Annotated in this window: 23 protein-coding genes, 1 tRNA gene and 1 riboswitch; of the genes, 9 read left to right on the top strand and 15 right to left on the bottom strand. The window is 66.5% G+C overall.

Annotated elements, in window-relative coordinates; all coding sequences use genetic code 11:
- Window positions 1-2 precede the first annotated feature (2 nt).
- Complete coding sequence (locus tag ACHMXB_RS00170) at window positions 3-842, top strand: siderophore-interacting protein (RefSeq protein ID WP_395401704.1); 840 nt, start codon at window positions 3-5, stop codon at window positions 840-842.
- 85 nt (window positions 843-927) lie between these two features.
- Here ACHMXB_RS00170 and ACHMXB_RS00165 read toward each other — a convergent pair whose 3' ends face one another.
- From ACHMXB_RS00165 to ACHMXB_RS00155, 3 genes are all read right to left on the bottom strand, one after another.
- Window positions 928-2,424, bottom strand: a complete 1,497-nt coding sequence (locus ACHMXB_RS00165; protein ID WP_395401702.1) for a threonine/serine exporter ThrE family protein — start codon at window positions 2,422-2,424, stop codon at window positions 928-930.
- A gap of 68 nt (window positions 2,425-2,492) precedes the next feature.
- Window positions 2,493-3,566 (bottom strand): lipid II:glycine glycyltransferase FemX, encoded by a 1,074-nt coding sequence (locus ACHMXB_RS00160; RefSeq protein WP_395401700.1) that lies wholly within the window; start codon window positions 3,564-3,566, stop codon window positions 2,493-2,495.
- A gap of 108 nt (window positions 3,567-3,674) precedes the next feature.
- A complete protein-coding gene (locus tag ACHMXB_RS00155; RefSeq protein ID WP_395401698.1) occupies window positions 3,675-4,496 on the bottom strand; it encodes a DNA/RNA non-specific endonuclease in 822 nt (273 codons plus the stop codon).
- 97 nt (window positions 4,497-4,593) lie between these two features.
- Between ACHMXB_RS00155 and ACHMXB_RS00150 the strand changes: the two genes are divergently transcribed.
- Window positions 4,594-5,187, top strand: a complete 594-nt coding sequence (locus ACHMXB_RS00150) for a TspO/MBR family protein (RefSeq protein WP_395401696.1) — start codon at window positions 4,594-4,596, stop codon at window positions 5,185-5,187.
- A 21-nt stretch (window positions 5,188-5,208) separates the two neighbouring features.
- Here the strand turns inward: ACHMXB_RS00150 and ACHMXB_RS00145 are convergent, their stop codons facing one another.
- From ACHMXB_RS00145 to ACHMXB_RS00120, 6 genes are all read right to left on the bottom strand, one after another.
- Window positions 5,209-6,606 (bottom strand): L-serine ammonia-lyase, encoded by a 1,398-nt coding sequence (locus ACHMXB_RS00145; RefSeq protein ID WP_395401694.1) that lies wholly within the window; start codon window positions 6,604-6,606, stop codon window positions 5,209-5,211.
- 177 nt (window positions 6,607-6,783) lie between these two features.
- Window positions 6,784-8,109, bottom strand: a complete 1,326-nt coding sequence (gene glyA / locus ACHMXB_RS00140; protein WP_395401692.1) for a serine hydroxymethyltransferase — start codon at window positions 8,107-8,109, stop codon at window positions 6,784-6,786.
- Window positions 8,106-8,489 (bottom strand): glycine cleavage system protein GcvH, encoded by a 384-nt coding sequence (gene gcvH, locus ACHMXB_RS00135; RefSeq protein ID WP_395401690.1) that lies wholly within the window; start codon window positions 8,487-8,489, stop codon window positions 8,106-8,108. Before gcvH ends, glyA begins: the two co-directional genes overlap by 4 nt.
- 514 nt (window positions 8,490-9,003) lie before the next feature.
- Entirely contained in the window at window positions 9,004-10,164 is a 1,161-nt protein-coding gene (gene gcvT, locus ACHMXB_RS00130) for a glycine cleavage system aminomethyltransferase GcvT (protein ID WP_395401688.1), read from the bottom strand.
- Between the two features lie 53 nt (window positions 10,165-10,217).
- Window positions 10,218-13,076: an aminomethyl-transferring glycine dehydrogenase gene (gcvP, locus tag ACHMXB_RS00125; protein WP_395401686.1), complete on the bottom strand. Its 2,859-nt coding sequence runs from the start codon at window positions 13,074-13,076 to the stop codon at window positions 10,218-10,220.
- A 189-nt stretch (window positions 13,077-13,265) separates the two neighbouring features.
- A riboswitch (glycine riboswitch) is annotated at window positions 13,266-13,364 on the bottom strand.
- A 145-nt stretch (window positions 13,365-13,509) separates the two neighbouring features.
- A complete protein-coding gene (locus tag ACHMXB_RS00120; RefSeq protein WP_395401684.1) occupies window positions 13,510-14,049 on the bottom strand; it encodes a TetR/AcrR family transcriptional regulator in 540 nt (179 codons plus the stop codon).
- A 72-nt stretch (window positions 14,050-14,121) separates the two neighbouring features.
- Between ACHMXB_RS00120 and ACHMXB_RS00115 the strand changes: the two genes are divergently transcribed.
- The gene (locus ACHMXB_RS00115; protein WP_395405031.1) at window positions 14,122-15,678 is read left to right on the top strand and encodes an MFS transporter; all 1,557 of its coding nucleotides are present in this window, start codon (window positions 14,122-14,124) and stop codon (window positions 15,676-15,678) included.
- A gap of 112 nt (window positions 15,679-15,790) precedes the next feature.
- On the opposite strand, the gene ACHMXB_RS00110 is transcribed toward ACHMXB_RS00115, so the two are convergent.
- On the bottom strand, window positions 15,791-16,270 hold the full coding sequence (locus ACHMXB_RS00110; RefSeq protein WP_395401682.1) for a Dps family protein: 480 nt from the start codon (window positions 16,268-16,270) through the stop codon (window positions 15,791-15,793).
- 231 nt (window positions 16,271-16,501) lie between these two features.
- On the opposite strand from ACHMXB_RS00110, the gene ACHMXB_RS00105 reads away from it, so the two are divergent.
- The 3 genes from ACHMXB_RS00105 to ACHMXB_RS00095 are packed head-to-tail and all read left to right on the top strand — an operon-like array spanning window position 16,502 to window position 20,169.
- Window positions 16,502-17,572 (top strand): nitrilase-related carbon-nitrogen hydrolase, encoded by a 1,071-nt coding sequence (locus ACHMXB_RS00105; protein WP_395401680.1) that lies wholly within the window; start codon window positions 16,502-16,504, stop codon window positions 17,570-17,572.
- Entirely contained in the window at window positions 17,569-18,594 is a 1,026-nt protein-coding gene (locus tag ACHMXB_RS00100; RefSeq protein ID WP_395401678.1) for an agmatine/peptidylarginine deiminase, read from the top strand. Before ACHMXB_RS00105 ends, ACHMXB_RS00100 begins: the two co-directional genes overlap by 4 nt.
- 12 nt (window positions 18,595-18,606) lie before the next feature.
- The gene (locus ACHMXB_RS00095; protein WP_395401676.1) at window positions 18,607-20,169 is read left to right on the top strand and encodes an APC family permease; all 1,563 of its coding nucleotides are present in this window, start codon (window positions 18,607-18,609) and stop codon (window positions 20,167-20,169) included.
- Between the two features lie 142 nt (window positions 20,170-20,311).
- Here the strand turns inward: ACHMXB_RS00095 and ACHMXB_RS00090 are convergent, their stop codons facing one another.
- The 3 genes from ACHMXB_RS00090 to ACHMXB_RS00080 form a co-directional block, all read right to left on the bottom strand.
- Complete coding sequence (locus ACHMXB_RS00090; RefSeq protein ID WP_395401674.1) at window positions 20,312-20,860, bottom strand: hypothetical protein; 549 nt, start codon at window positions 20,858-20,860, stop codon at window positions 20,312-20,314.
- Window positions 20,861-21,190: 330 nt separating this feature from the next.
- On the bottom strand, window positions 21,191-21,493 hold the full coding sequence (locus tag ACHMXB_RS00085) for a DUF4193 domain-containing protein (RefSeq protein WP_102973153.1): 303 nt from the start codon (window positions 21,491-21,493) through the stop codon (window positions 21,191-21,193).
- 103 nt (window positions 21,494-21,596) lie between these two features.
- Window positions 21,597-21,824, bottom strand: a complete 228-nt coding sequence (locus tag ACHMXB_RS00080) for a hypothetical protein (RefSeq protein ID WP_395401672.1) — start codon at window positions 21,822-21,824, stop codon at window positions 21,597-21,599.
- A 166-nt stretch (window positions 21,825-21,990) separates the two neighbouring features.
- On the opposite strand from ACHMXB_RS00080, the gene ACHMXB_RS00075 reads away from it, so the two are divergent.
- On the top strand, window positions 21,991-22,338 hold the full coding sequence (locus ACHMXB_RS00075) for a hypothetical protein (RefSeq protein ID WP_395401670.1): 348 nt from the start codon (window positions 21,991-21,993) through the stop codon (window positions 22,336-22,338).
- Between the two features lie 186 nt (window positions 22,339-22,524).
- On the opposite strand, the gene ACHMXB_RS00070 is transcribed toward ACHMXB_RS00075, so the two are convergent.
- Both ACHMXB_RS00070 and ACHMXB_RS00065 read right to left on the bottom strand, forming a co-directional pair.
- Window positions 22,525-22,601: transfer RNA gene (locus ACHMXB_RS00070), tRNA-Thr, on the bottom strand.
- A gap of 163 nt (window positions 22,602-22,764) precedes the next feature.
- A complete protein-coding gene (locus ACHMXB_RS00065) occupies window positions 22,765-23,655 on the bottom strand; it encodes a DsbA family protein (RefSeq protein WP_395401668.1) in 891 nt (296 codons plus the stop codon).
- Window positions 23,656-23,834: 179 nt separating this feature from the next.
- On the opposite strand from ACHMXB_RS00065, the gene ACHMXB_RS00060 reads away from it, so the two are divergent.
- Both ACHMXB_RS00060 and otsB read left to right on the top strand, forming a co-directional pair.
- Window positions 23,835-25,361 (top strand): trehalose-6-phosphate synthase, encoded by a 1,527-nt coding sequence (locus tag ACHMXB_RS00060; protein WP_395401666.1) that lies wholly within the window; start codon window positions 23,835-23,837, stop codon window positions 25,359-25,361.
- Window positions 25,351-26,178 carry a trehalose-phosphatase gene (gene otsB / locus ACHMXB_RS00055; RefSeq protein WP_395401664.1) on the top strand — a complete coding sequence of 276 codons (828 nt, stop codon included), beginning with the start codon at window positions 25,351-25,353 and terminating at the stop codon, window positions 26,176-26,178. The genes ACHMXB_RS00060 and otsB overlap by 11 nt, the downstream gene beginning before the upstream one ends.
- Window positions 26,179-26,403 lie beyond the last annotated feature (225 nt).

Raw genomic sequence — 26,403 nt, 5'->3', positions numbered from 1 at the left:
CCATGACCTCCCTCCCGGCCGACACCACCGCCACCAAAAAATCCCGTCCGCAGGTCACCCTGACTGTGCTTCGCCGGGAGCAGCTTTCCGCTCACATGGTGCGGATTGTCGCGGGCGGCGCCGGGTTCGCTGATTACGTGAACAATGACTTCGTGGACCGGTACGTCAAGATCGTCTTTCCGCAGCCCGAAGTGGACTACCCACGGCCCGTGGACCTTTGGGCCATCCGGGAAACCATGCCCCGGGAGCTGTGGCCGCACACGCGGACCTACACGGTCCGTTGGGTGGATACGGCCGCGGGAGAACTGGCCATCGATTTCGTCGTCCACGGCGACGAAGGCCTGGCAGGCCCCTGGGCAGCCGCTGCCGAACCCGGCGACAGCCTCATCTTCACGGGCCCCGGCGGCGGCTACAACCCCGATCCAGCGGCGGACTGGTATCTGCTGGCGGCTGACGAGGCGGCATTGCCGGCCGTGGCCGCCGTCATCGAGTCCCTTCCGGCGCATGCCAGGGGCCTGGCCTTTCTCGAGGTGGACTCCGGCGCGGACGTCCAGCCGATCAGCGCCCCGGCCGGGCTCGAGCTGGTCTGGCTGCAGCGCGGCGGCGTTCCCGCCGGCGAGGGTGACCTGCTGGTGGAGGCGGTGCGCAATGCCGACTGGCCCGACGGCCGGGTGGATGTTTTTGCGCACGGTGAGCGCGGCTACATGAAGGGCCTGCGGGAGGTGCTGTTCGGCGAGCGCGGCCTGGACCGCAGCCAGGTTTCACTGTCCGGCTATTGGGCCAAGGGCCGCGTGGAGGACGTCTTCCAGGCCGAGAAGAAGCTCCCGATCGGCAAGATCTGACGCAGGCAAGATCTGACGCAGGGAAAATCTGACGCCGCAAAATCCAAGGCCCGCGAGATCTTACGCCGGGAAGATCCAGCAGGGCCTAGCGGCGGCGGGACCGCCGCCGCTCGTTGCTGGCCAGGCTGCGCGTGAGCGGCCGGGCCAGCGTGTCACCAAGCACAATGCCGCCGGCCACGCCGAACACAATCGCCCCGGCGCTGAGCATCCCGCCTGCCCCGAGCAGGATCTCGGATTCCTCGATGGTCAGGACGTACATCGACCGGAAAATGGTAAGGCCCGGCAGGAGAATCAAACCGGCCGGCACGGCGACCACCAGCTGCGGTGCCCCCATCTTCAGCGCCACCACGCGGGCCAGCAGGCCGATCACGACGGCGGCCAGCGCCGGCGAGAACCGCGGGCCAATGCCCAGCGCCTCGCCGCCTATCAGGGCCAGGTGCCCCACCACACCGACGGCCGCCGTCGGAAGCAGCAGCTTCCAGTCCGTCTGTTCTGTGACGCCGATTGCCACCACCGCGATGGCCACCAGGATCACCTGAACCCAAAGCGGGTACGCCGGCGGGAAGGTCTCTGTGACGCTGATCGGTTCCATGCCGATCCTGTCCCCCACCACGAACGCGACGGCGATCCCGGCCACCACCGCGCCGAACGTCAGCAGGGTGGACAGGAAGCGGCCCGCCGCCGTGACGGGGAAGCCGTTGATGGCGTCCTGGACTGAGGACACGAGCCGCCCGGTGGGAAGCAGCAGCAGGATTCCGCCCACCACCACAATGGCGGGCGCCAGCCGGATCCCCACGGGACTACCGAACCTCCACATCAGCAGCGCGATGACCGTCACCACAAAGGAACAGGCCGCCGTAATGAAGAAGTCAGGTGTCCGCCAGCGGCCCAGCTTCCGGGCCACCAGGCTGATGAGCAGGTTGGAGGCGAACGCCACGGCCGAGGCGCCGGGTCCGCCGCCAATGACGGCCACGAACACGGCCGCGAACACCGCGAACGCCACTGTCACCATCCAGCGCGGGAACGGCTTGGGGCGCCGGACGATCTCGTCGAGCCGGCGGACGGCCTCGTCCCGGCCGACGCCTCCGGCGACGATATCTGTGACCAGTTGGTGGACCTGGGCAAGCCCCGCATAATTGTTCGTCCAGGAACGGACCACCCGCAGGAGGGTGATGGGCGTCTGGTCCTTGGCTGCGTAATTGATGCCCACGGACTGGTTGGTGATGTCCACCTCGATGTTTTTCAGCCCCAGCGCCGCCGTCACGGCGATGATGCTTGTTTCGACCTCGAGGGCGCCGGCACCGTACCGGAACATGGACTCGGCAAGATGCAGCGCAAAGTCCATCGTCTTGCGAGCGGACTCATCGATCCCGCCCACCTGGATCATGGGGTTGGCGTAGGGGCTCCCGGCGAGCCGGTCCACGATGCTCAATGGCGCCGTCGGCGGATTTTCCCCCTGCACCAGGCGTCGCAGCATGCGCTTGGCCGCCGCGTTCTGGTGCAGCTGCGAGGCGGTGAGCGGCTCCGTCTTGGGCAGCCCGTCGGTGGGCGGCCGGTTGGCGCCGCGGGGTTGTTTGGTCATCAGGGCTCCCCCTTCTGTCAGTGCCTTAGGAGTTCAGTGCCTTAGCCATTCGATGGCTCAGCTCGATGTCAGTAGAACTGCTGCCCGGTGCGGCGCGTGTACAGCTGCCGGGCGACGCGTTCGCCGGCAGCAGTCCACGCCTTGTACTTCAGCGGGCTGATGACCTGGTCGTAGCAGCCCACGAAGTCCGTTACGGTCTTGCTGAAGCTCGTCTTGAAAAGCCCCAGCCCGTGGAAGGGGTTCGAGGTGTCCTTGAGCTTGTCGCTGGGCGGGGTTCCGCAGAAGTCGTATTCCGTGCAGCCCAGCTCCTTGAGCTGGTTGATCGCGGTCCACTGCACCAGGTGCGAATCGCCGTACTGGTTGCGCTTCTGAAGGGAGCCGCCGTCCTTGTACGTGCCCTTGCGGCCGTAGTTGATCACGAAGGCGCCCACCGAGGGAACGCCGTTTTCGTACACAAACATGAGCCTGCCCTGGCTGCGCTTGATGAAGTTCGTCCAGAACTGCCGGTAGTAGTCGTATTCGCGGACGCGGACCTGCGACTTCGCCTGGACGGTGTCGGTCATCAGGGCGTACATGGCCTTGAAGTTTTCCTCGCTGGGCTCAACGTTGTGCACCTCGACGCCCTCGCGGATGGCGCGGCGGACGGCGTTCCGTCCCCGCGAGTGGAGGTTGCGGAGCAGCTGGTTCTCGTCAGGGGAGATATCCAGCAGGGCCGTGGAGTCGTTGGGCTGCAGATTGTGCGTCTTGACCAGCCCGGCCTCCTCGATGACCCCGCGGGCGGCGTCGCTGAGGACGATGTCCGGCTCGATCTTGATGGCGAAGACGCCCAGCCGTGCGCGCTTGACGAACTCTGCGTTTGCCGCGGCGATGCCGGGGATGTCCTCGACGCCGGCCACGTCCGGCCCCTTGATGAGGTACCAGAGCTTGCCGAGCAGCGGGAAGCTCTTTTCCAGCACCAGGTTGTAGCTCGTGTAGTCGCCTGTTTCGTAGACGAGGTGCAGGGTCTTCCAGCCGAAGTGCTGCTTGACCTCGGCGAAGGCTTCCGACTGCAGCAGGTTTCCGCCGTTCGGATTCGCGGTGACGTGGGAGTCCCAGTTTGCGACCTCTTCGGAGGTGGCAAAGCGGGCAGTGAATTCTCGCAAGTGTGCCGTGTCCAATCTTCGCTTACGTTTCTTGCAGGTGCCGGAGAAGCAGCCTCAAGTCTATCCGTCCAGCCTCCCGCGCCGCTTGCCGCGGGGACGTGATCCTGGTCAGAGCCGCACCTGCCGAAGGTCCGTGAGTGGCCGGGCGGCGCCTCCCGGCGTGCCCTCCGGAACCCCGGCGGCGAACCGGTCGGCGTCGGCCAGGCGCGTCAGCGCGATCCGGGTCAGCCCGGCAATTTGCGGGATGGGGACCTGGAAGGTCCGGTACGGCCCCAGCGGCGGTGGTTCGTCTGCCAGCAGGCGTTCCCTGATGGTCCTCGCCAGTTCCTCCGGGCCCAGCAGCGGGGACTGGTCCAGGAGGAAGCCGGCCGCGGCCAGCAGGCCGTCCATGGTCCAGGCCGCGATCTTCCAGAATTTCCGGGGTATCTGGATGCCGCGGTACCGCAGGTCTCCGGCGTCGAGGACGGGTCCCGTAAACACGCTGATCCTGGCGCCGAATTGGCTGGCGTGGTGGAGAACGTGGTCTTCCAGGCCGGCCCAGAGTTCCTTGCCCTGGTTGAAGGCAGCTGCCTGCGGCGCCGCATTGGGGTAGGAGAAGGTGTCCTGGTTTGCGGCCAGCGCGGTGCTGTCATCGCCCCAGACCGGGTCCAGGCGGCGGACAAGATGGCCCCGGTCCAGATCGTTGTGCTGGTACACATCCGGGCCCGTCTGGAGCCCCTGCGGCACCCGGGGGTCGTAGTGCCAGGTTCCCTCGCGCCCCAGCGGCACCAGTGCTTCTCCGTCGATGTTGACGCCGGTCACGGCTGCGAGCCTGCGCGCCGGCGACAGCCGAACCGAGAAGTGCGTGTAGTTCAGGAGGACCGTGGGCGCGTCCGGGCCCGGCAGGTCAACGGCCTCGCGCAGGAAGCCAGGATCATAGCCTTCGCCCATGGTTCCCATGGTGGCACGCCGGCCTGACAGTCAGCTCGGGCGTCTGCGGTTACTTGGCCGCCTTGACTCCGGCTGCGGCCTTGGCGACTGTAGTGAAATGAGAAGCAAGGACCGCGTCCCGGCCGCGGGAGCCCGGAGAGACGCCGGCACCGGGGTAGACGGCGACGGAACAAGTGGTGACGCCGCCCGGCACAAGCCGCGGCGCACCGCCGTCGAACTTGCGGCACTCCTAGGTTTCCTGGCGGCCTCGGCCCTGGTGGCTTTGCTGGGTTCGCAGGCGACCATCAGCAACGTCACCGGCTGGTATGCGGCGGCGGACAAGGCGCCGTGGTCCCCACCCAACTGGGTGTTCGGGCCGGTCTGGACTTTGCTGTACACGGCCATGGCCGTGGCGGCATGGCTCGTCTGGCGAAGCCGCGGCCCGAACCGCAGGGCTGCGCTCATCCTCTATGGCGTACAGCTTGCCTTGAACCTGGCGTGGACGCCCGTGTTCTTCGGGCTGTATCCGGCGTGGGGTTCGGCCGCGCTCTGGCTGGCGCTGGGCATCATCATCGCGCTGGCGCTGGCCGTCGCCGCCACGGTGCTCCTGTTCGGGCCGATCCGGCGCGCGGCCGGCCTGCTGATGCTGCCCTACCTGTCGTGGGTCGTCTTCGCATCGAGCCTGAACCTCTGGGCGGCTGCCAACAACTAGCTCCGGGCCGATGGTTGCAGATCAGCACTCGACGACGTTAACCGCCAGCCCACCCATAGCGGTTTCCTTGTACTTCGAGCTCATGTCCTTGCCGGTCTCGCGCATGGTAACGATGACCTCATCCAGCGAGACCCGGTGCGAGCCGTCGCCCCACAACGCCATCTTGGCCGCGTTAATGGCCTTCGCAGCGGCGATCGCGTTCCGCTCGATGCACGGCACCTGAACCAGCCCGCCGATCGGATCGCACGTCAGGCCCAGGTTGTGCTCCATCGCGATTTCCGCGGCGTTCTCCACCTGCGCGGGCGTGCCGCCCATCACCTCGGCGAGCCCGGCGGCGGCCATCGACGACGCCGATCCCACCTCGCCCTGGCAGCCCACCTCCGCGCCGGAGATGGACGCCTGTTCCTTGTACAGCACCCCGATGGCACCGGCCGTCAGCAGGAACTTCACCACGACGTCGTCGCGGTCTTCCTGGGTCGCCTGGTCCATCCCGGGAGCGAAGTGCAGCGCGTAGTAGAGCACGGCTGGGATGATCCCTGCTGCGCCGTTCGTCGGGGCGGTGACCACGCGCCCGCCTGACGCGTTCTCCTCGTTGACCGCCAGGGCGATCAGGTTCACCCATTCCTGCCAATACTTGGGGTCCCGGTCCTTGTCCTCCTTCAGGAGGCGTTCGTGCCAGTCAGGAGCACGACGGCGGACCTTCAGTCCCCCGGGCAGCAGACCCTCGCGCTTCAGGCTGACCTCCACGCAACCCTCCATCACCGAATAAATGTGGAGCAGGCCCGCGCGAATGTCCTCCTCGGACCGGGACGCGCGCTCGTTGACCAGCATGACGTCGCCAATGGACAGGCCCTTGGAGTGGCAGCGGCCCAGCAGCTCGGCGGCAGTCCGGAACGGCAGCGGCAGTTCCTTCTTGGACTCATCCAGCTCCTGCTGCGCCGCATCCTCCTCGCCCTCGCGGACAATGAACCCGCCGCCCACCGAGAAGAAGGTGGCGCTGTGCAGGATCCCGCCCTCGGCGTCCGAGACGGTGAAGGTCATGCCGTTGGTGTGCCGGGGCAGCACAGTCAGCGGCCGAAGCACCATGTCCTTGACCCCGTACGGCAGCGGCACGGACCCGGCGAGCTGCAGGGTTCCGGACTCCGCAATTGACGCCAGCCGTTCCTCGACCTCATCGGGAAGTATCAGCTCAGGGTGGTACCCCTCCAGGCCCAGCAGGATCGCCGTCATGGTGCCGTGCCCGTGCCCGGTGGCGGCAAGCGAACCGTACAGGTCCACCCGCAGCGACGCCACGCGCTCCAGCTTCCCGGAGGCTTTGAGCTCCCCGGAAAAAACGGCAGCGGCACGCATCGGCCCCACAGTGTGGGAACTCGAGGGCCCGATCCCAATGGAAAAGAGATCAAAGACTCCAACGGCCATAATCAATCCTAACTAGACATGTGGTCGGGGTGGCGGCCCCTGGGCGGGTTCCTCCGCGTGCTTGGGCCCACACCGTCCGGGTTCCCTGGCCGAGCTTGCGAGGCTAGGGGGACGGTGGGGAGCATGCTGCCGGATACCCGGCCCCCTCCGACGGTCGGACCCGGGCGCCCGAAGGGGTCAGCTCAGGGGTGCCACTGACGGGTAGAGCGGGTGGGCTGCGGCCAGGGCCTCGACCCGCGTGCGCAGGCCGGACAGGTCCGTGCCGGCGTCGGCGGTCAGTGCCTCGGCGATGATGTCCGCCACCTCGGCGAAGGCTGCTTCACCGAAGCCGCGGGTGGCCAGCGCCGGGGTGCCGATTCGCAGGCCGGAGGTGACCATCGGCGGACGCGGATCGAACGGCACGGCGTTGCGGTTCACCGTGATGTCGATCGCGGCGAGGCGGTCTTCAGCCTGCTGTCCGTCGAGCTCGCAGTTTCGCAGGTCCACCAGGACCAGGTGCACGTCCGTGCCGCCGGACACCACGGAGATGCCCTTGGCGGTGACGTCCGGCTGGACCAGGCGCTCGGCGAGGATCCGGGCCCCGGCGAGCACGCGCTCCTGGCGTTCTTTGAACTCCTGGGACGCAGCGATCTTGAAGGCCACGGCCTTGCCCGCGATTACGTGCTCCAGCGGACCGCCCTGCTGGCCAGGGAACACCGCCGAGTTGATCTTCTTGGCGACGTCGGCGTCGTTGCTCAGGATGATGCCGCCGCGCGGACCGGCGAGGGTCTTGTGCGTGGTGGACGTGGTGACGTGCGCGTGCGGGACAGGGGACGGGTGCAGGCCGGCCGCGACGAGCCCGGCGAAGTGCGCCATGTCCACCATCAGGTAGGCGCCCACGGAGTCGGCAATCCGGCGGAACTCCGCGAAGTCGAGCTGGCGCGCGTAGGCGGACCAGCCGGCAACGATCAGCTGCGGCTTGTGTTCCTGGGCCAGGCGCTCCACCTCGGCCATGTCGATCCGGTGGTCCTCTTCGCGGACCTGGTACGGAATCACGTTGTAGAGGCGGCCGGAGAAGTTGATCCGCATGCCGTGGGTCAGGTGCCCGCCGTGGGCCAGGTTCAGGCCCATGATGGTGTCGCCGGGCTTGATCAGGGCGTGCATCACCGAGGCGTTGGCCTGAGCGCCGGAGTGCGGCTGCACGTTCGCGTACTCTGCACCGAACAGCGACTTGACCCGGTCGATGGCGAGCTGTTCGATCACGTCTACGTGCTCGCAGCCGCCGTAGTAGCGCTTGCCCGGGTAGCCCTCGGCGTACTTGTTGGTCAGCACCGAACCCTGCGCCTGCATCACTGCCGCGGCGGTGTGGTTCTCCGAGGCGATCATCTCCAGGCCCTCGCGCTGGCGGCCGAGCTCGTCGTCGATCTTTGCCGCGATCTCCGGGTCCAGCTCCGCGAGGTCCGCGTTCAGGCTCGGGGACACTACCTGCTCGAAGGCAGCCGTAGCTGCTCCTGCGGCGCTCACAGCTCGCCGCCGTTCTTGGAAGCGTACTCTTCGGCCGACAGCAGCGGCCCCTCCGAGTCGGCGGCCACCTTGAAAAGCCAACCTGCACCGTACGGATCGCTGTTGATCAGGGCCGGATCCTCGACGACGACCGGGTTGATCTCCGTGACCTCGCCCGTCACCGGGGAGTACAGGTCAGAGACCGACTTGGTGGACTCCACCTCGCCGCAGGTCTCCCCCGCGGTCACAACCGAGCCGACCTCGGGCAGGTCCACGTAAACAATGTCGCCGAGGGCGTCTGTGGCCACGGCGGAAATGCCGATCGAGACCAGGTTCCCGTCTTCGCGGAGAACCCACTCGTGCTCGTCGGAGTACTGCAGTTCAGCGGCAACTTTTGCCATTGTGTTCCTTAATCTCGTTACTTCTGTGGTCGGGTTGGGAGGCGGGTGACCGAATTCCTCCGCGTGCTGCTCGTTCCTCGCTTTGACGCACGCTTCCGGAATCCACTCACCCGCCGTTCCCGGCCGTCAGTTCCGGGAACGGAACCAACGGCAGTGAAAGATAAAGCGGGGTCCTGGCGACTTCTGGGCCTCGAGGTTCGGCAAGCTCAACCCCCAATGATCGAGCTTGCACAATCAGGCCCACTCGTCCGGTTTCGACAGGCTCACCCAGCGGTCAGCGGCCCTCCCCCAGCACCTTTGGCTTTCGAAGGCGCTCACCCCGGCGACGGTTCTGTCCTGCCCAGCATCAAAGGTGACCTGACACGCCCCCTCGGGGCTGATATCCGGAAGCGTGCGTCTAAGGGAGCGTCACGTCCGCTTAGCGGGCGTCTACGCGACCGAGCACGCGGAGGATGTCAGCCCCGACGGGCCGGGGACGGGCCGCCGGTTTCGACAGGCTCAACCAGCGCTTGGACTACTTGGAGCGCTTGTAGAAAGGCAGTGCGACGACTTCGAACGGCTCCGCTTTCCCGCGCAGGTCGATGTCCAGTGCCGTGCCGGGTTCGGCGTAGGCGACGTCGACATAAGCCATCGCGACCGGGTAGCCGAGCGTGGGGCTGGGCTGGCCGGAGGTGACTTCGCCGACGACGTTGCCGTCCTTGAGGACCGGGTAGTGCCCGCGGCCGGCGCGGCGGCCCAGGCCCTTGAGGCCCACGAGCTTGCGGCCGGTGGTGGAACCGGCACCGGCTTCCTTCTTGGCTGCCAGCGCGGCCTTGCCCACGAAGTCGCTTTCCTTGGACAGCGCCACGACGGGGCCCAGTCCGGCGGCGAACGGGTCACCGTCGAGCGAGAGTTCGTTGCCGTACAGCGGCATGCCGGCCTCGAGGCGGAGCGAATCGCGGGAGGCGAGGCCGGACGGCGTCAGCTCCCCCTCGTCCGCAATGGCGACGATGGACTGCCAAAGGGCGGCAGCGTCGTCGTTCTCCACGAAAATCTCGAAGCCGTCCTCACCGGTGTACCCGGTGCGGGCCAGCAGCAGGCTGCGCTCGGCGCCGCCCACCAGGAAGGAAACCTCGACGGCGGCATAGTACTTCAGCCCCGTCACCAGCTCGTGCTGGGCTGCCGGAACCAGGCGCAGGAGGATCCCCTCGGCCTTGGGGCCCTGCACGGCGATCAGCGATGTCTCGGCCGAGGCGTCCTCGACGGCGACATCGAAGTTCGCTGCCCGCTGCACCAGAACCTCGGCCACCACCTTGGCGTTACCGGCGTTCGGGACCACCAGGAACCTGTCGGTGCTGTTTCCTGCGCCCTCAGTCGCCAACGGGCGGCGGTACACGATGAGGTCGTCGATGATGCCGCCGTCCTCATTGCAGATCAGGGAGTACTTGGCCTTGCCGACGGCCATGGCGGAGATCTTGCCGGCCAGGGCGTAGTCGAGGAACGCGGCCGCGTCCGGGCCGGTCACCCAGACTTCGCCCATGTGGGAGAGGTCGAAGATGCCGGCTGAGTTGCGGACGGCGCGGTGCTCGGCCAGTTCGGAGCCATACTTGAGCGGCATCTGCCAGCCGCCGAAGTCGGTGAACGAGGCGCCCAGCTTCTTGTGCTCCTCGTAAAGGGCAGTGTAGTTCTCAGTCATTGAGGAATCCTTTGCGGGTGGCGGTTTCGACAAGCTCAACCACCGGACGAAATCTAGTTCTCGAAGGCTTCGATCGGAGGGCAGGAGCAGACCAGGTTTCGGTCGCCTGCTGCACCGTCGATACGGCCTACCGGCGGGAAGTACTTGTCCTGCTTGAGCGTGTGCACGGGGAAGACGGCCTGCTCGCGCGGGTAGGCGCGGTCCCAGTCGGAGCTGATGGCAGCGGCCGCGGTGTGCGGTGCGTTGCGCAGCGGGCTGTTCTCCACGGTGAAGTCGCCGTTGGCCACCTGGTCGATCTCGGCCCGGATGGCGATCATGGCCTTGATAAACCGGTCGATCTCGCCCAGATCCTCGGACTCGGTGGGTTCCACCATCAGCGTGCCGGCCACGGGGAAGGCGAGTGTGGGCGCGTGGAAGCCGTAGTCGATCAGGCGCTTGGCCACGTCCTCGGCGGTAACACCGGTCTTGGCCGTGAGTTCGCGCAGGTCAAGGATGCACTCGTGTGCCACCAGGCCGCCTTCGCCCGTGTAGAGCACGGGGAAGAAGTCGTTGAGGCTGGCTGCAACGTAGTTCGCGGCGAGCAACGCGGACTTGGTGGCTTCGGTCAGGCCGCTGCCGCCCATGAGCTTCACGTAGGCCCAGGAAATGGGCAGCACGCCGGCGGAGCCGAAGCGCGAGGCGGAGATCGGAACGCCGTTGCCTTCGGTCCAGGTGGCCGCATCGCCCGGCATAAACGGTGCCAGGTGCGCCTTCGCCGCCACCGGTCCGACGCCGGGACCGCCGCCGCCGTGCGGGATGCAGAACGTCTTGTGCAGGTTCAGGTGGGACACGTCGCCGCCGAACTTGCCCGGCTGCGCGAGCCCGACGAGGGCGTTGAGGTTGGCGCCGTCGATGTAGACCTGGCCGCCGGCCGCGTGGATGGCGTCGCAGACCTCGCGGACGTCGGCGTCGTAAACCCCGTGCGTGGACGGGTAGGTGATCATGATGCAGGACAGGGCGTCCTTGTTGGCTTCGATCTTGGCGTACAGGTCGGTGTGGTCGATGGTGCCGTCGGCGGCGGTGGCCACGACGACGACCTTCATGCCGGCCAGCACGGCCGAGGCGGCATTGGTGCCGTGGGCCGAGGCCGGGATCAGGCAGATGTTGCGCTGGTCATCGCCGCGGGACAGGTGGTAGCCGCGGATCGCCAGCAGCCCGGCAAGCTCACCCTGCGAGCCGGCGTTGGGCTGGATGGAGACCTGGTCGTAGCCGGTGATCTCGGCGAGGTCGGCTTCCAGGCCATCGATCAGTTCGCGCCAGCCCTCGGTCTGCGAATCCGGCGCGAACGGGTGGATCGAGGCGAACTCCGGCCAGGAGATGGCTTCCATCTCGGCCGTGGCGTTCAGCTTCATGGTGCAGGAACCCAGCGGGATCATGGTGCGGTCCAGCGCCAGGTCCCGGTCGGAGAGCTTGCGGATGTAACGCAGCAGCTGGGTCTCGGAGCGGTGCGTGTTGAACACCGGGTGCTGCAGGTATTCGGAGGAACGCTCGACGGCGGCATCCAGGGCGAAGCTGCCCGTGGACCCCACTGACTTTGCACCAAAGACAGCAAGAACGTCAGCGACGGTGGCCGGCGTCGTGGTTTCATCGGTGGAGATGCCGACGGTGTCGGCGTCGATGCTGCGGAGGTTGATGCCCTTCTCTTCGGCGGCGGCGATGATGCCGGCGGCCTTGCCCGGGACGGAAACCGTCACCGTGTCGAAGAAGCTGGTGTGCAGGACGTCCAGCCCGGCGGCCTTGAGCGAGGCGGCCAGGGTCTTGGCGTGGCCATGGGCAGTTTCGGCGATCGCCTTCAGGCCTTCCGGTCCGTGGTAGACGGCATAGAAGGAGGACACGATGGCCAGCAGCGCCTGCGCGGTGCAGATGTTGGACGTGGCCTTCTCGCGGCGGATGTGCTGCTCGCGGGTCTGCAGCGCGAGGCGGTAGGCGGGGGCGCCGGCGTTGTCCTTGGAGACGCCCACGAGGCGGCCGGGAAGGGAGCGTTCCAGGCCCTTCTGCACGGCCATGTAGGCAGCGTGCGGTCCGCCGTAGAACAGCGGCACGCCCAGGCGCTGGGCCGAGCCGACGGCGATGTCCGCGCCCTGCTCGCCCGGAGGCGTGATCAGGGTGAGGGCCAACAGGTCAGCGGCCACCGTCACCAGGGCACCGCGTTCCTTTGCGGCGGCGATAACCCCGCTATGGTCGAAGACCCGGCCGGAGACACCGGGCTGCTGGAGCACGACGCCGTTGATGTCGCCATCGGGCAGTCCCTGGGACAGGTCCGCAACCTCAACCTCGAAGCCGAGCGCCTCGGCGCGGCCCTTGACGATCGCGATGGTCTGCGGCAGGCAGTCCGCATCCAGGACGGTCTTGCCGTCGTGGGCAGCCTTGTTCTTGTTGGCCCTACGCATCAGCAGCACAGCCTCAGCCACCGCCGTTGCTTCATCCAGCAGCGACGCGTTGGCGATCGGCAGGCCCACCAGGTCCTGGACCATGGTCTGGAAGTTCAGCAGCGCCTCGAGGCGGCCCTGGGAAATCTCAGGCTGGTATGGGGTGTACGCGGTGTACCAGGCGGGGGCTTCGAGGATGTTGCGCCGGATCACGGGCGGCGTGACGGTGTCGTAGTAGCCCTGGCCGATCATCTGGACGGCGGTCTTGTTCTTGGCCGCGAGCTTCCGCAGTTCGGCGAGGGTTTCGACCTCACTCAGGGCCGGGGAGAGCTCCAGCGGGGAGTCCTGCCGGATGTCTTTCGGCACTGCCGTGTCAACCAGTGCATCGACAGTCTCGTAGCCGACGGCCTTGAGCATGGCTTCGACGTCGGCCTGCCGGCGGGCACCAATATGCCGGTCGACAAAGGAGGCGGAGGCTGAATCTACGGTCAAAAGGAACTCCATAACTAAGGCGGCGCAGGGTACGCCACAGTGATTCGGGTTCCTCCCCGCTCTGTATTGGACCTGAGAGTTTCCGCGTTGCTGCGCCTACGCACAGCTCCGCTTGCACCGTCGGTGAGCACAGCATGCCCTGAACCGCCCGCGCGGTGGCGGAACATTCAATGCGGGCAGCCTGCTGCTTTCCAGAGTTGCCTTGCCGCGGCGGTACATGGGCCTGAGAGATTCCTGGGGAGGTTTTGCTCCTACGGCGCCTGCTTGTACCTACTTGCAGGACTCTCCCGCCGCAGATCGAAGGCATATTCAGTTGAGCGGTGACAGCTGTCACAGAGGCTATTCTCCTACGCCGCGATCGCGTCTGCAAACTGTGGCGGCGTGGGCTGACCCACCCCCGGCTGCGGGCAGCACCCCGCACCTACCCCCGCAGGGTGGCGCGCACCTAGCCCCGCAGCCGGTCGAGGGCGGCAAGAAGGCTCTCGACGTCGGCCGCGGTCTCCGACGGCGTTGCCGCGGGGCCGATCGACAGCATGGCGTTGAAGTAGAGCCCGTCACCCATATACAGGACTGCCTTGGCGAGGGCAGGTCCGACGTCGCGGGCGATCTCGTCGAGCCACCGCTGCTGGATGTGGGCGAACCGACGCCGGGTCTCCTCGTGCGCCACCTCGGCGAGCCTGGTCGCGGCCACGATGGCACGGTCCAGCGGGGTGTCCGCCCAGACGGACGACTTGATGAAGTAGGCGGCTGCACCCTCGGCAGCCGCGGCCATGGCCTGGGCGTCCGCCTCCGCGAACTCGTCCAGCCGGTCCAGCAGGACGCCGATCAGCGCTTCCTTGTTCGGAAAGTGGTACAGGAGCCCGCCCTTGGACACACCGGCGCGGGCAGCCACTGCGTCAAGGGTGGCGGCACGCTCCCCCACCTCGATCAGCAGGGATTCAAACGCATCGAGCACTGCGCCGCGGGCGACCGGTTTTCTTGGCATGGCTTCCATCATGCCCGGTACACCGCGAGGTTTATAACTATACCGTCCAGACGGTATAGTTACCTCATGACCATGAACTCAGCCCTTTCCCGGGAGCGCACTTCTGCCAACCATGCATCCAGCGGTGGCGGCGCGCGCGACTGGTTCGCCCTGGCCCTGCTCATGTTCCCGGTCCTCCTGGTGGCCGTGGACAACACCGCGCTGACGTTTGCCCTTCCCGCGATCGCCCGCAGCCTGGACCCGTCGGGCGTGCAACTGCTGTGGATAGTGGATGCCTATGCCCTGGTCCTGGCCGGACTCCTGGTGGCCATGGGCAGCCTTGGCGACAGGATCGGGCGCCGCCGGTTGCTGCTCGTCGGCATTTCGGGTTTTGCGGCGGTCTCAGCGGCGTCGGCCTTCGCCCCGACCGCCGAGTGGCTCATCGCAGGCCGCGCGGCCATGGGATTCTTTGGTGCCATGCTCATGCCGTCCACGCTGTCCCTGATCCGCAACATCTTCCGGGACCCCGGCAGGCGGAGGCTGGCGGTGGCCATCTGGGCCGCCGGATTCTCCGGCGGCGCCGCGCTGGGGCCGATCTTTGGTGGCTGGCTGGTGGAGCACTTCTGGTGGGGCGCGGTCCTGCTCGTGGCCGTACCGATCATGCTGCCGCCGCTGGTCTTCGGCCGCTTCCTCATTCCTGAGTCCAAGGACCCAAACCCGGGACGGGTGGACGGGGCCAGCATTGCACTGTCGATGCTGACCATGGTGCCGGTGGTCTACGGCATCAAGGAACTGGCCACCCACGGCCCCGGCGTGAAGTCCCTCGGCGTTCTGGCCTTTGGCCTGGCCATGGGCCTCGTGTTCGTCCGCCGCCAACGGGCGCTCGCGTCCCCGCTGCTGGACTTGTCGCTGTTCAAGAACCGCGTGTTCAGCACGGCGATCACGGCCAACGTCCTGGCGCTGTTTTCCTACAACGGGTTCATCCTGTTTTTGGCCCAGCACCTGCAGCTGCTTGAAGGCATGTCGCCGTCGGAATCCGGCACGGCAATGCTGCCCGCCCTGACCGCCATGGTGGTGGCGGGACTGCTGGTGGTTCCGCTGGTCCGGAAGGTGCGGCCAGGATTTGTGGTTGCCGCAGGACTGGCGCTGAGCGCCGCCGGTTACGCCCTGGTGGCGTTCGGGGATCACGACGCCGGACCCACGGCACTGCTGGCAGCCCTCCTCATTCTGGCGCTGGGTGTGGGCTCCGCCGAGACCATCTCGAATGACCTGATTCTGGGATCTGTGCCCGCGGAAAAGTCCGGAGCCGCCGCAGCAATCTCGGAGACGGGCTACGAAGTGGGCTCACTCCTGGGGACAGCCATCCTGGGATCGATCCTGACTGCGTCATACCAGCAGCACCTCTCCCTGCCCGAGGCTGTCGGCGAGACGGTTCCGGCGGCGTCCGCGGACCAGGCCAGCGAAACGCTGGCCGGCGCCGTGGAGCTGGCGGGGTCACTGCCGACCCCCGTGGCCGAGGGGCTCACGGCGGCCGCCCGGGCAGCGTTTGATTCGGGCGTCCACATCACCGCGGCGATTGCGCTGGTACTGATGGCCGGAGCCTCGGTGCTCGCCGCCGTCGTACTTCGCCGCGTCCCGCGCGCGAAGTAGCCGCGACGCAGCAGCCGGTGCCGCACGCACGGCAGCCGACACAGAAACGGGCAGCCCCGGAGAAATTCCTCCAGGGCTGCCCGTTCGCAGCCGGCCGCGCGTGGCCCGCTGGCTACTTGCTGTCAGGCTTCGTGGCGCTGGCCGACGCCTTCATGTTCTCGGCGCCCACCATCCACGCGAACTGCTCAAGCTTTTCGATGAAGGTGTGCAGCAGGTCTGCGGTGGTGGGGTCTTCCTCATCCACCTCGTCATGGACCTTGCGCATGGTGCCCACGGCCGCTTCGAGTGCAGCGACTATGCGGTCGACCGCATCCTTGGTGCTGATGAGCCCGTCGGGGAACTGCGGAAGGTGGGTCCCCTTCGCCACGGTAGCGCTGCGGCCGTCCGGCAGGGCGTGCAGGGCGCGCATGCGCTCCGCCATGTCGTCGGCAAAGGCCCGTGCGGCATCGACAATCTCGTCCAGCTGAAGATGCAGATCCCTGAAGTTGGTTCCCACGATGTTCCAGTGCGCCTGCTTGCCCTGGATGTGCAGCTCGATCAGGTCCGCCAGGACGGCCTGCATGTTGTTGGTCAGTGTCGGTGAAGCCTTCATGAATCCTCCTCGAATGGTCCAGTGGTTCCGACGCTACCGCAGGCGCTCCGGCGCCGGGAGCGGCGGAACCAGAATTTCACGATCAGCTTACTTACTACTTCGCGCACCCCGAATGAGAAGGGTCATAAATGAGTGACGTTCAAATTGCCCTTGCCACACCCCCGCGGCGCGTGCATACTAAATGAACGTCATTCATTTAGTGACGGTCGTCTCACTGGAGAAATCACTATCATGATCGAAATAACCTGCCTCAACGCGCTTGCTTCGCTCGCCCGGACAGAGCCGTCCGGACGTCCAGCCCTGAGGGTCGGCGCGGTGCAGCACCGCTGGCACCGCAGCGCCGCCGCACTCCGCGCGGAACTCAACGAGGGCATCGACCGTGCCGCCCGGCTGGGCGCCACCGTGGTGTTCCTGCCCGAGCTCACCCTCTCCCGCTACCCCGCAGACCAGGTCCCGGATAATGACCTTGGGCGGCAGGGACAGGAGCGGCCCCGCCCTTCCGACGCCGCCGAGGACCTGCTGACCGGTCCCACCTTCCGCTTCGCAGCCGAGGCTGCCCGCCGGAACGGCATCACCGTCCACGCCTCGCTCTTCCAGCGTGCCGGCAACCCGGACGGCTCGGATGACGGCCTGGGCCTGAACACGTCCATCCTCGTGTCCCCGTCCGGCGAGCTCTTGGCCCGCACCCACAAGCTGCACATCCCGGTAACCGCCGGATACTACGAGGACAAGTTCTTCCGCCAAGGCCCTGCCGCGAAGGACGCCTACCAGGTCCACGCCCCGGCTGAACTCGGCGGCGCCCGGCTGGGCATGCCCACCTGCTGGGACGAGTGGTTCCCAGAGCTGGCCCGCATGTACTCCCTCGGCGGCGCCGAACTGCTGGTGTACCCGACGGCGATCGGTTCCGAGCCGCTGTTCCCGGACTTTGACACGCAGCCCCTCTGGCAGCAGGTCATCGTGGGCAACGGCATCGCCAACGGCCTGTTCATGGTGGTCCCGAACCGCTGGGGCCAGGAGGGCAGCCTGGACTTCTACGGCTCCTCGTTCATCTCCGACCCCTACGGCCGCATCCTGGTCCAGGCACCGCGCGACGAGTCGGCTGTCCTCGTGGCCGACCTCGACCTGGACCAGCGCAAGGACTGGCTAACGCTGTTCCCGTTCCTGACCACGCGCCGCCCGGACACCTACGCCCGGCTCACCGAACCGGTCCGCCCGGAGGAGCCGTTCGGCACCGACGCCGGGGTTTCGGCAGGCTCAACCAGCGGGGACATCGGCTCAACCACCGAGCGGGTCAGCGCATGAGCATGTGGCGCATGCCGGCCGAAACGGCGCGCCAGGAGCGGCTCTGGATGGCCTTCCCCACGGGCGGCTACACCCTCGGGGACACAGCGGAGGAGGCGCACGCCGCCCGGTCCGTCTGGGCCGCCGTCGCGAACGCCGCCGTCGAGTTTGAACCGGTCACCATGGTGGTGGACCCGTCCGACGTCGGGACCGCCGCCCGCTACCTGTCACCTGCCGTCGAGGTGCTGACGGCGGAACTCAACGATGCCTGGATGCGCGACATCGGCCCGACGTTTGTCCTGGACGGAAATGGCGCCCTGGGCGCCGTGGACTGGGTCTTCAACGGCTGGGGCGCCCAGGACTGGGCGAGCTGGGACAAGGACTCGCTGGTCGCCGCCGAGGTGGCCGGCCGGTCCAGCGCCCGGCACCTCGTGTCCGAGCTGGTCAACGAGGGCGGCGGAATCCAGGTGGACGGCGAGGGCACGGTGCTGGTCACCGAAACGGTGCAGCTGGATCCGGGCCGCAATCCCGGGCTCAGCAAGGCCGACGTCGAAGCCGAACTGGCCAGGACCATCGGCGCCAAAAAGGTGATTTGGCTGCCTCGCGGGCTCACCCGTGACTCGCAGCGGTTCGGAACGCGCGGGCACGTGGACATCGTTGCCGCCATCCCGTCCCCGGGCACCGTGCTGGTCCATGCCCAGCAGAACCCGGCCCACCCGGACTACGAGGTGAGCCGCGAAATCATCAGTTTCCTGTCCTCCACTACGGACGCAGCCGGGCGGGAATGGTCGATCATCGAGGTCCCGGCGCCCGTTGCCCTGACGGATCCGGAGGACTTCGTGGACTACAGCTACATCAATCATGTGGTGGTCAACGGCGGAGTCATCGCCTGCACGTTCTCCGACCCCAACGACGAGAAGGCACTCCGCATCCTCGCGGATGCGTATCCCGGGCGCAAGGTTGTGGGCATCGATGCCCGCGAACTCTTCGCCCGCGGCGGGGGCATTCACTGCATCACCCAGCAGCAGCCCGCTGCCATCTAGAAAGGGCCAGTCATGAGCCAAACCACGCGCGAGAGCACCCAGCCCGCCCGGAATTCCCCGGCCAGCGAGGCAACGCACGGCATCACCGGGAAGGGCCTTAAAGGCGGGCAGCTGGGCCTCCTGGCCGTCGTCGTCCTGGGCATTTCCTCGGTGGCTCCGGCCTACAGCCTCACCAGTTCACTGGGTCCCGCAGTCGGGACGGTGGGCGTGCAGCTGCCCGCGATCTTTATCATCGCGTTTATCCCGATGATCCTCGTGGCGTTCGCCTACCGGGAGCTCAACGCCGACTCCCCGGACAGCGGCACCACGTTCACGTGGACGACGAAGGCGTTCGGCCCGTTCGTCGGCTGGATGGGCGGCTGGGGTTTGCTCGCCGCCAACATCATTGTTTTGTCCAACCTGGCAGGCGTCGCGGTGGACTTCTTCTACCTCTTCCTGGCCCAGGTGTTCAACAACCCCGAACTCGCGGACCTGACCTCCAACACGGCACTCAATATTGCCACCTGCCTCACGTTCGTGGCTCTCGCCGTCTGGGTCAGCTACCGCGGCCTGCACGCCACCAAGCTCGTGCAGTACAGCCTGGTCGGTTTCCAGGTCCTGGTCCTGGGCGTCTTCATCGTCATGGCGCTCACGCACGCAGCATCCGGTGACGCCGGCCCGTCCCTCGCGTTCAGTTGGGACTGGTTCAACCCCGCCAGGATCGAGAGCTTCGAGCAGTTCACCGCCGGCATGTCACTCGCCGTTTTCGTCTACTGGGGCTGGGACGTGTGCCTGACAGTGAACGAGGAAACCAAGGGCGGCAAAGGCACCGCGGGCAAGGCAGGAACCACGACGGCGATCGCCGTCCTGGCCCTCTACCTCGCTGTAATCGTGGCCACCATGATGGTGGCAGGCACCGGCGCCGACGGCATTGGCCTGAACAACCCGGACAACCAGTCGAATGTCTTCGCCGCGCTGGCTTCGCCGGTCATGGGTCCGCTGGCCATCCTGATGTCGCTCGCAGTGCTCGCCGGCACCGCCTCGTCCCTGCAGTCCACCATGGCCTCCCCGGCACGCAGCCTGCTGGCCATGGGTCACTACGGCGCCCTGCCGCCGCGTTTCGCGTCGGTCAGCAAGCGCTTCGGGTCCCCCGGCTTCGCCACGCTGATCGCGGGCGGGATCTCGGGCGGTTTCTACGCCGTCATGAAGGTGGTCAGCGAGAACGTCCTCAACGACACCATCCTGGCGCTGGGCCTGATGATCTGCTTCTACTACGGCCTCACGGCCTTCGCCTGCACGTGGTACTTCCGGCACAGCCTGTTCTCCAGCGTCCGCAACTTCTTCATGCGGCTGCTGTTCCCCATGCTGGGCGGACTGGTGCTCACCGTCGTCTTCATCCAGACGGCCGCGGACAGCTGGGCCCCGGAGTTCGGCAGCGGTTCGGAGATCTTCGGCGTGGGGCTCGTGTTCGTGCTCGGCGTGGGAATCCTGGCCCTCGGAATTGTCTTCATGCTGGTGATGGCGCGGCTGCGGCCCGGCTACTTCCGCGGCGACACCATCCGCAAGGACACCCCGGCGCTGGTGGTTCCCGAATAGCGCTTCCGCTTGCAGCAGCAGCGATGCCCCGCCTCCCGGTCCGGGTGGCGGGGCATCGCTGCTTTTGACTGCCAGTCAGGAGACTGAACGTATGGGGACCCCCTTGTCCCATGAGCCGCTGCGCTCCCCTACAGCAGGCAGCTCACCAGTAGTGCGCGACGTCGACTACGAGACGGGAGCCGGAGCCGGGACCGTCCAGCGTGTACACCTTGAACGGCAGCCGGGCGCGGACGCCGAGGCCGAGGGTGGTGTAGCCCTCGAAACTGCCGGCCCAAGCCACCTGCCGGAACGTGTGGTACCCGGACACCTTGGTCACCTCGGACCGGTTGGCCGGAATGAAGGTGGCCTTGCCGGTGGCGTTGTCATAGGCCGGCGAGTTGATGGTGAGCTGAAGGAATGCGCCGCCACGGAGCTTGATCGGCTGGCCGGAGCCTTCCTGGGCCACCTTGGATACGTAGCGGACGTTGTAGCCCTTGGCTTTGCCCTTGAGATCGATTACGAGGCGGTCGAAGCAGTAATGCTGCCCTGTGCGGACATTGGTGACAGCTGCGGTGCTCATGGTCTGGTTTGACTTCGCCAGCGAGCCCCACACCTGCCCGCAGTAGGAGGCCGCCGAGGCGGAGCCCGGAGCCAGCAGGCCCAGTCCAACAGCCATAAGGATGACTGTGAGCCAGGCGGGTATTTTTTTCATTTGGCCACCCCTTTCGAGTGAGTTTTTTGGATAGCTCCAGAATAGGAGCGCCAAAAGCACTAAACGAGGGATGTGGCCGGTTCGGGGCGTAACCGTTAGTATCGCAAAAACCGGGTCACGGGGCCGTAATTCCCGGCGTTCTTTTGAGGCCATCGAGAGACGTTCGTGGCCCTTTCTCCACGTTTCCGTTACCGCGGATAACGGCGTTGGTGGGAAAAAGCGAGGCGCCGGCCTCCCATCGGGAGCCGGCGCCTCGCGTGGCTTTGCTCTGAATGCTGCCTGGCTATGAAGGCTGCCTTGCCGCAAAGCAGGACTTGCGCGGAGGGCTAGTTAGCCTTCGCAGTCGTGGCAGTACTTCAGGCCGTTCTTTTCCTTGGCTACCTGGGACCGGTGACGGACCAGGAAGCAGGAGCCGCAGGTGAACTCATCGGACTGCTCGGGAACGACGATGACCGTCAGTTCCTCGTTGGAAAGATCGGCGCCCGGAAGGTCGATGCCCTCGGCGGTGTCGTTCTCGTCGAGGTCGATGACGGCGGTCTGGGCACCGCCGCCGCGGGACGCCTGGAGGGCCTCCAGAGACTCGGAGGGAGTCTCTTCTTCTGTCTTGCGTGGGGCGTCGTAATCGGTAGCCATAGCGTTGTTCACTTTCGTTGCTGCACAGCGCCATTCAGGCACCTCAGTGAAGCAGTTTAGGTCATAAAGCGGCAACGTCAAGAATAGTGTGGCCAACGCGACACTAATTGCTCTTTCCGCCCTGTTCCGCGGGCTTGGCGGCGTCATTTGGGTGGGTTCTGGGCGCGTGGTCTGCCGCGACGGCAACCCCGCTGAGCGGAGGCAGCCAGGCCCAGCGCGTGACCTCCTGAAGGGCATCGCTGGCCTGCTCGGCAGTGGCAGGAACCGGAGGCAAGAGCAGGGCTTCCGCGAGCGCCGCACGCATCCGGGCGAGCATCTCTGTCATGATCATGGCGCCAAGCTATGCGGCCCGTGTTGTGCGCACGTTTCCGCGCAATCTCCTGGCTGTTAAGTCTTCCGGCAGATACGCCGCACAGCAGAGCGGACTGGCGGGGCGCCGTCGTCGGTCTTAACCTTGAGCTGTCCTGGATCCGACTCCCAGCAGGCGGAGGCACCACATGGCGACGAAACTTAACCGCAAGGCACTGGAGCACGCGCGCAGCCTCGTGAAGAAGGGGCAGGTGGCGCGGGATGTCCGGGATGACTGGAGTGAACACGCGCCATCAGCGGACGAGGAGAACTCCTTTATCGACAAGCACGGCTTCGACGAGTTCTCGAATTGGCATCTCGGCATTGATAAGGACAAATCCGAGGGCACCAAGGGCAGCCTGAGCTTTCCTTTCGGGGATCTCAAGAAAGTCCACCGCTGCGCCATTATTTCGCTGGAGAGCCGGGCGGCGCAGTACGACCACGACGACATCCGCAAGGCCGCAAAGGATCTGCTCGAGGAGATTGACGCGGACTAGCCCTGTTACCGCCCGAACAGGCGGCGGGTGCCAACTGCTGAGCTCCAAAGTGACCGGGCTGGATCCGCGGAAGTTCACCAGGTGCCGACCGCCGGCGCAGGGGCGAAACGTGGGTTCGTGTGTTGCGGGCCGGAATGACCTTCGGCGGAATCGCACGGCATCATGACCCGAAGGTCAAAGCCAAAGTGGAGCCCCCTGTCGGATTCGAACCGACGACCCCCGCTTTACAAGAGCGGTGCTCTGGCCAACTGAGCTAAGGAGGCGCGCCCGTCAGGGCAGGCGCCGTGACGGCGCTAGATAAGGTTAGCCCAAGGACCGCCCGCCCGTAAAAACGGGCGCCCCGCAGCAAACAGACAACCAGTTAAACAGAACAGTGGCACGGCGCCCGGAATACCGGGACACCGGGCCACTGCCCATAGGGAAAGTCTAGGCCTTGGCCTTGATGGCCGCCTCGACGAAGGCCGGGAATTCGGCCTGGGCGCTGTCGCCCTTGCCCCACTGCTTGCCGTCCACGAGGACCGTCGGCGTACCGCTCACGCCAATGGCCGCGGCTTCCTGGGTGGCGTACTTGACCCAGGGACGGTACGTCTTGTTCTCGACGCAGGAGTCAATGCTCTTGGCGCCCACGTCCGTGGCCAGCTTCTTCAGTTCGTCGTCGGAAAGCCCGGCGCCGCCCTCGGCCGGCTGGTTGGCGAACAGCGTGTCCACAAATGCCGCATACTTCTCGGGCGATTCGTTCACCACGCAGGCAGCGGCGTTGGCCGCACGGGAGGAGTAGTTGGTGGTGGAACGGGTGTCCAGGAAGCCCAGGGCCCGGTACTCCACGGTGATTTTGCCTTCGTCACGGAGCTTCGTCATGGTCTCGTTGTACGTCGCCTCGAAGTTCTTGCAGACGGGGCAGATGAAGTCGATGTAGAGCACAACCTTCACCGGCTTGCCCTTCTCGGCTTCCGCGCCCGGCGCCGTAACGGTGGCAGGTGCCGAGGCCGCAGGCGACGGAATGTCCGCGACGTTCACGGATGCAGCGTCGGTCTTTGCCACCTCGTTGCCCTTGAGCAGCGTGATGCCGCCGTGGACATTGCCGTTGGCCGGGGTGGGGCCCTGGTCCGCCACCGGGGCGTTGTTCTTAAGGCTGGTGGACACCACCAGTGCGACGACGGCAAGGATGGCCACAACGGCGACCACGATGCCCCAGCCAATGAGCAGTTTGTTCCGCTTGTCCTTCTTAAGCTGGGCCTCGCGGATTTCGCGGGCTTTCTCGCGGGCGTCGGCCGTGCGTTGTGCTTTGGACTGGCGGGGTTCGTTTGCGGGGCTCATTAGTTCCTCGTGTCGTACGGACAGATGCGGACCACCCGGGGCCAACTCCCCCAGTTTAGGGGAGAACCCGGAGCTTGCGCTTTCAAGTATTTCGTTCAGCCTGACCAACGGACGAATAGCCCGGAAGATTCCGGCCCGATAGGGTTGATGGGAGTCACAAGCAACCTCAGGGAGCCCCAATGCACGGAGCTGTAAGCGACAAATCCGACACAAAAACGGAAGGCGCGGCCGTGCCCGGCAGCAGCTCGGACGCCACCAAGGACGGTCCGAAGGCAGCCACCAAGTACGACTTCATGGTGGTCTCCAACCGCCTGCCGGTGGACCGCTGCGCCCCCGGCGAGCCGGGAGACGACGGCTCAGGCTGGCGGCGCTCCCCCGGTGGCCTGGTCACCGCCCTTGCTCCCATGATGACCCGGACCGACGGCGCCTGGGTGGGCTGGCACGGCGCCGCGGACGAAACGGTGGAGCCATTCAGCCACGGCGGCATGGACCTTGTCCCGGTCCAGCTGAGCAGCGATGACGTTGAGCTGTATTACGAAGGCTTTTCCAATGCGACGCTGTGGCCCCTGTACCACGATGTCATCGCACCGCCGGAGTTTCACAGAACCTGGTGGGACGCCTACCGCACGGTGAACAGAAGGTTCGCCGACGCCGTCGTCCGTACTGCCGATGAGGGCGCAACCGTCTGGGTGCAGGACTACCAGCTCCAGCTGGTGCCGCGCATGCTGCGCCAGGCGCGGCCGGACCTGAGGATCGGATTCTTCAACCACATCCCGTTCCCGCCGCCGGAGATCTTCGCGCAGCTCCCCTGGCGCCAGGCCATCATCGACGGCCTGCTGGGGGCCGACCTGGTGGGCTTCCAGCGCAGCAGCGACGCCGGCAACTTCATGCGTTCGGCCCGGCGCTTCCTTGGCGCCAGCGTCAAGCAGCAGCAGGTCCACGTCAAGGACACCGACGGCGACCTCACCCATATTGCCCGCGCCCAGGCCTTCCCCATTTCCATCGACGTCCAGCACATCACCGAACTGGCGCAGAACCCCGACATCATTGAGCGCTCCCGCCAGATCCGGCAGGACCTCGGCAACCCCAAGACCATCCTGCTGGGCGTGGACCGGCTGGACTATACGAAGGGCATCGGCCACCGGCTCAAGGCCTACGAGGAGCTCCTGAACGAGGGCAAGCTCAAGGTGGGCGACGCGACGCTGATCCAGGTTGCCAGCCCCAGCCGCGAGCGCGTGGAGCAGTACCGGCTCCTGCGCGAAGAGGTCGAGGGAACGGTGGGCCACATCAACGGCACCTACGACACCATCGAGAACACGGCCGTCCGCTACCTTCACCACAGCTACCCGGTGGAAGAGATGGTGGCGCTCTACCTGGCGGCGGACGTCATGCTGGTCACGGCACTGCGCGACGGCATGAACCTCGTCGCCAAGGAGTACGTCACGGCCCGCACCAGCAACGACGGCGCCCTGGTGCTCAGCGAGTTCGCCGGCGCCGCGGACCAGCTCAAGCAGGCGCTGCTGATGAACCCGCACGACATCGACGGTCTCAAGGACGCCGTGATGCGGGCCGTCAACATGAGCCCCAAGGAGTCCGCACGCCGCATGCGCTCCATGCGCAAGCAGATCCTGGACCACGACGTCGACCACTGGTCGGCCGACTTCCTGAACGCCCTGAACGAGAAGGTAATCCGCGATGACTCCTGAGGCTGAGCACACCGGCGAGGCCGGCAGCACCCGGCTGGCGCTGTCCCCCGAACTGCTGGAGGCGGTGCGCCGCATCGCCGTCACGGACCACCTGCTGGTGGCCATGGACTTCGACGGCACCATCTCCCCCATCGTGGACCACGCCGGGGACGCACGCCCGCTCCCCCGCTCGGCTGCCGCCTTCGCCGAACTGACCGCTTTACCGCGTACGACGACGGCACTCATCTCCGGGAGGGCACTGGACAGTCTGCGGACGGTCGCCTCCCCGCCGGATGAGACGCTGCTGATCGGAAGCCACGGCGCCGAGGCGTGGCTGGGCCCGGGCTCCGCACCGCTGACCCTCGACCCCGCGCAGCTGTCGCTCCTCGAGGAGGTCCGGGGCGTCCTGACGGAAATCGTGGAACTGGCCCCCGGGACCGTCCTGGAGGAAAAGCCCGCCGGCGTTGTGCTGCACACCCGGCTGGCGGCCGACGACGTCGCGGAGGATGCCGTCGCCGCTGCCCGCGCCGCACTCCAGGACCGCCCGGGCGTTTACCTCAAGAACGGCAAGCGGGTCCTTGAGACATCCGTGGTGCACGCGTCCAAGGGTGAGGGTGTTGACTTCCTGCGGCAGGCCACCGGAGCCACGGGCGTGCTGTTCGCGGGCGACGACACCACCGATGAGGACGCCCTGGCCCGCCTCGGGCAGCACGACGTCGGCGTGAAGGTGGGCCTCGACTTCACCCAGGCACAGTTCCGGGTTGAGGCGCCGGTGCACATCGCCGAACTCCTCGAGGCGCTGCTGCGTGAACGCCGGAAGGCCGTCACATCCGGATAGCTCGGCGGAACGGCTGTGGCACATCTCATGTGTGACGTCCGTAACATTTTGTCCGATTCGCGATAAATCTGACATACTCTTCTTTGTGATGTGGCGCACAGGAACCGTGCGGCGTCACTCGATGCTCCTCGGCCCCGGCCGGGGAGTCATCATGTAGGGCATAACTGAATTACATGAACCATTCACTACGGATCGTCCGGCACGTACCTGCCGGTGAAGGGATTG

The sequence above is a fragment of the Arthrobacter sp. UC242_113 genome (assembly GCF_044054585.1).
Classification (GTDB): domain Bacteria; phylum Actinomycetota; class Actinomycetes; order Actinomycetales; family Micrococcaceae; genus Arthrobacter.
The sequence above is the reverse complement of the archived record's forward strand: the minus strand, read 5'-3'. Positions and strand labels throughout refer to the sequence as shown.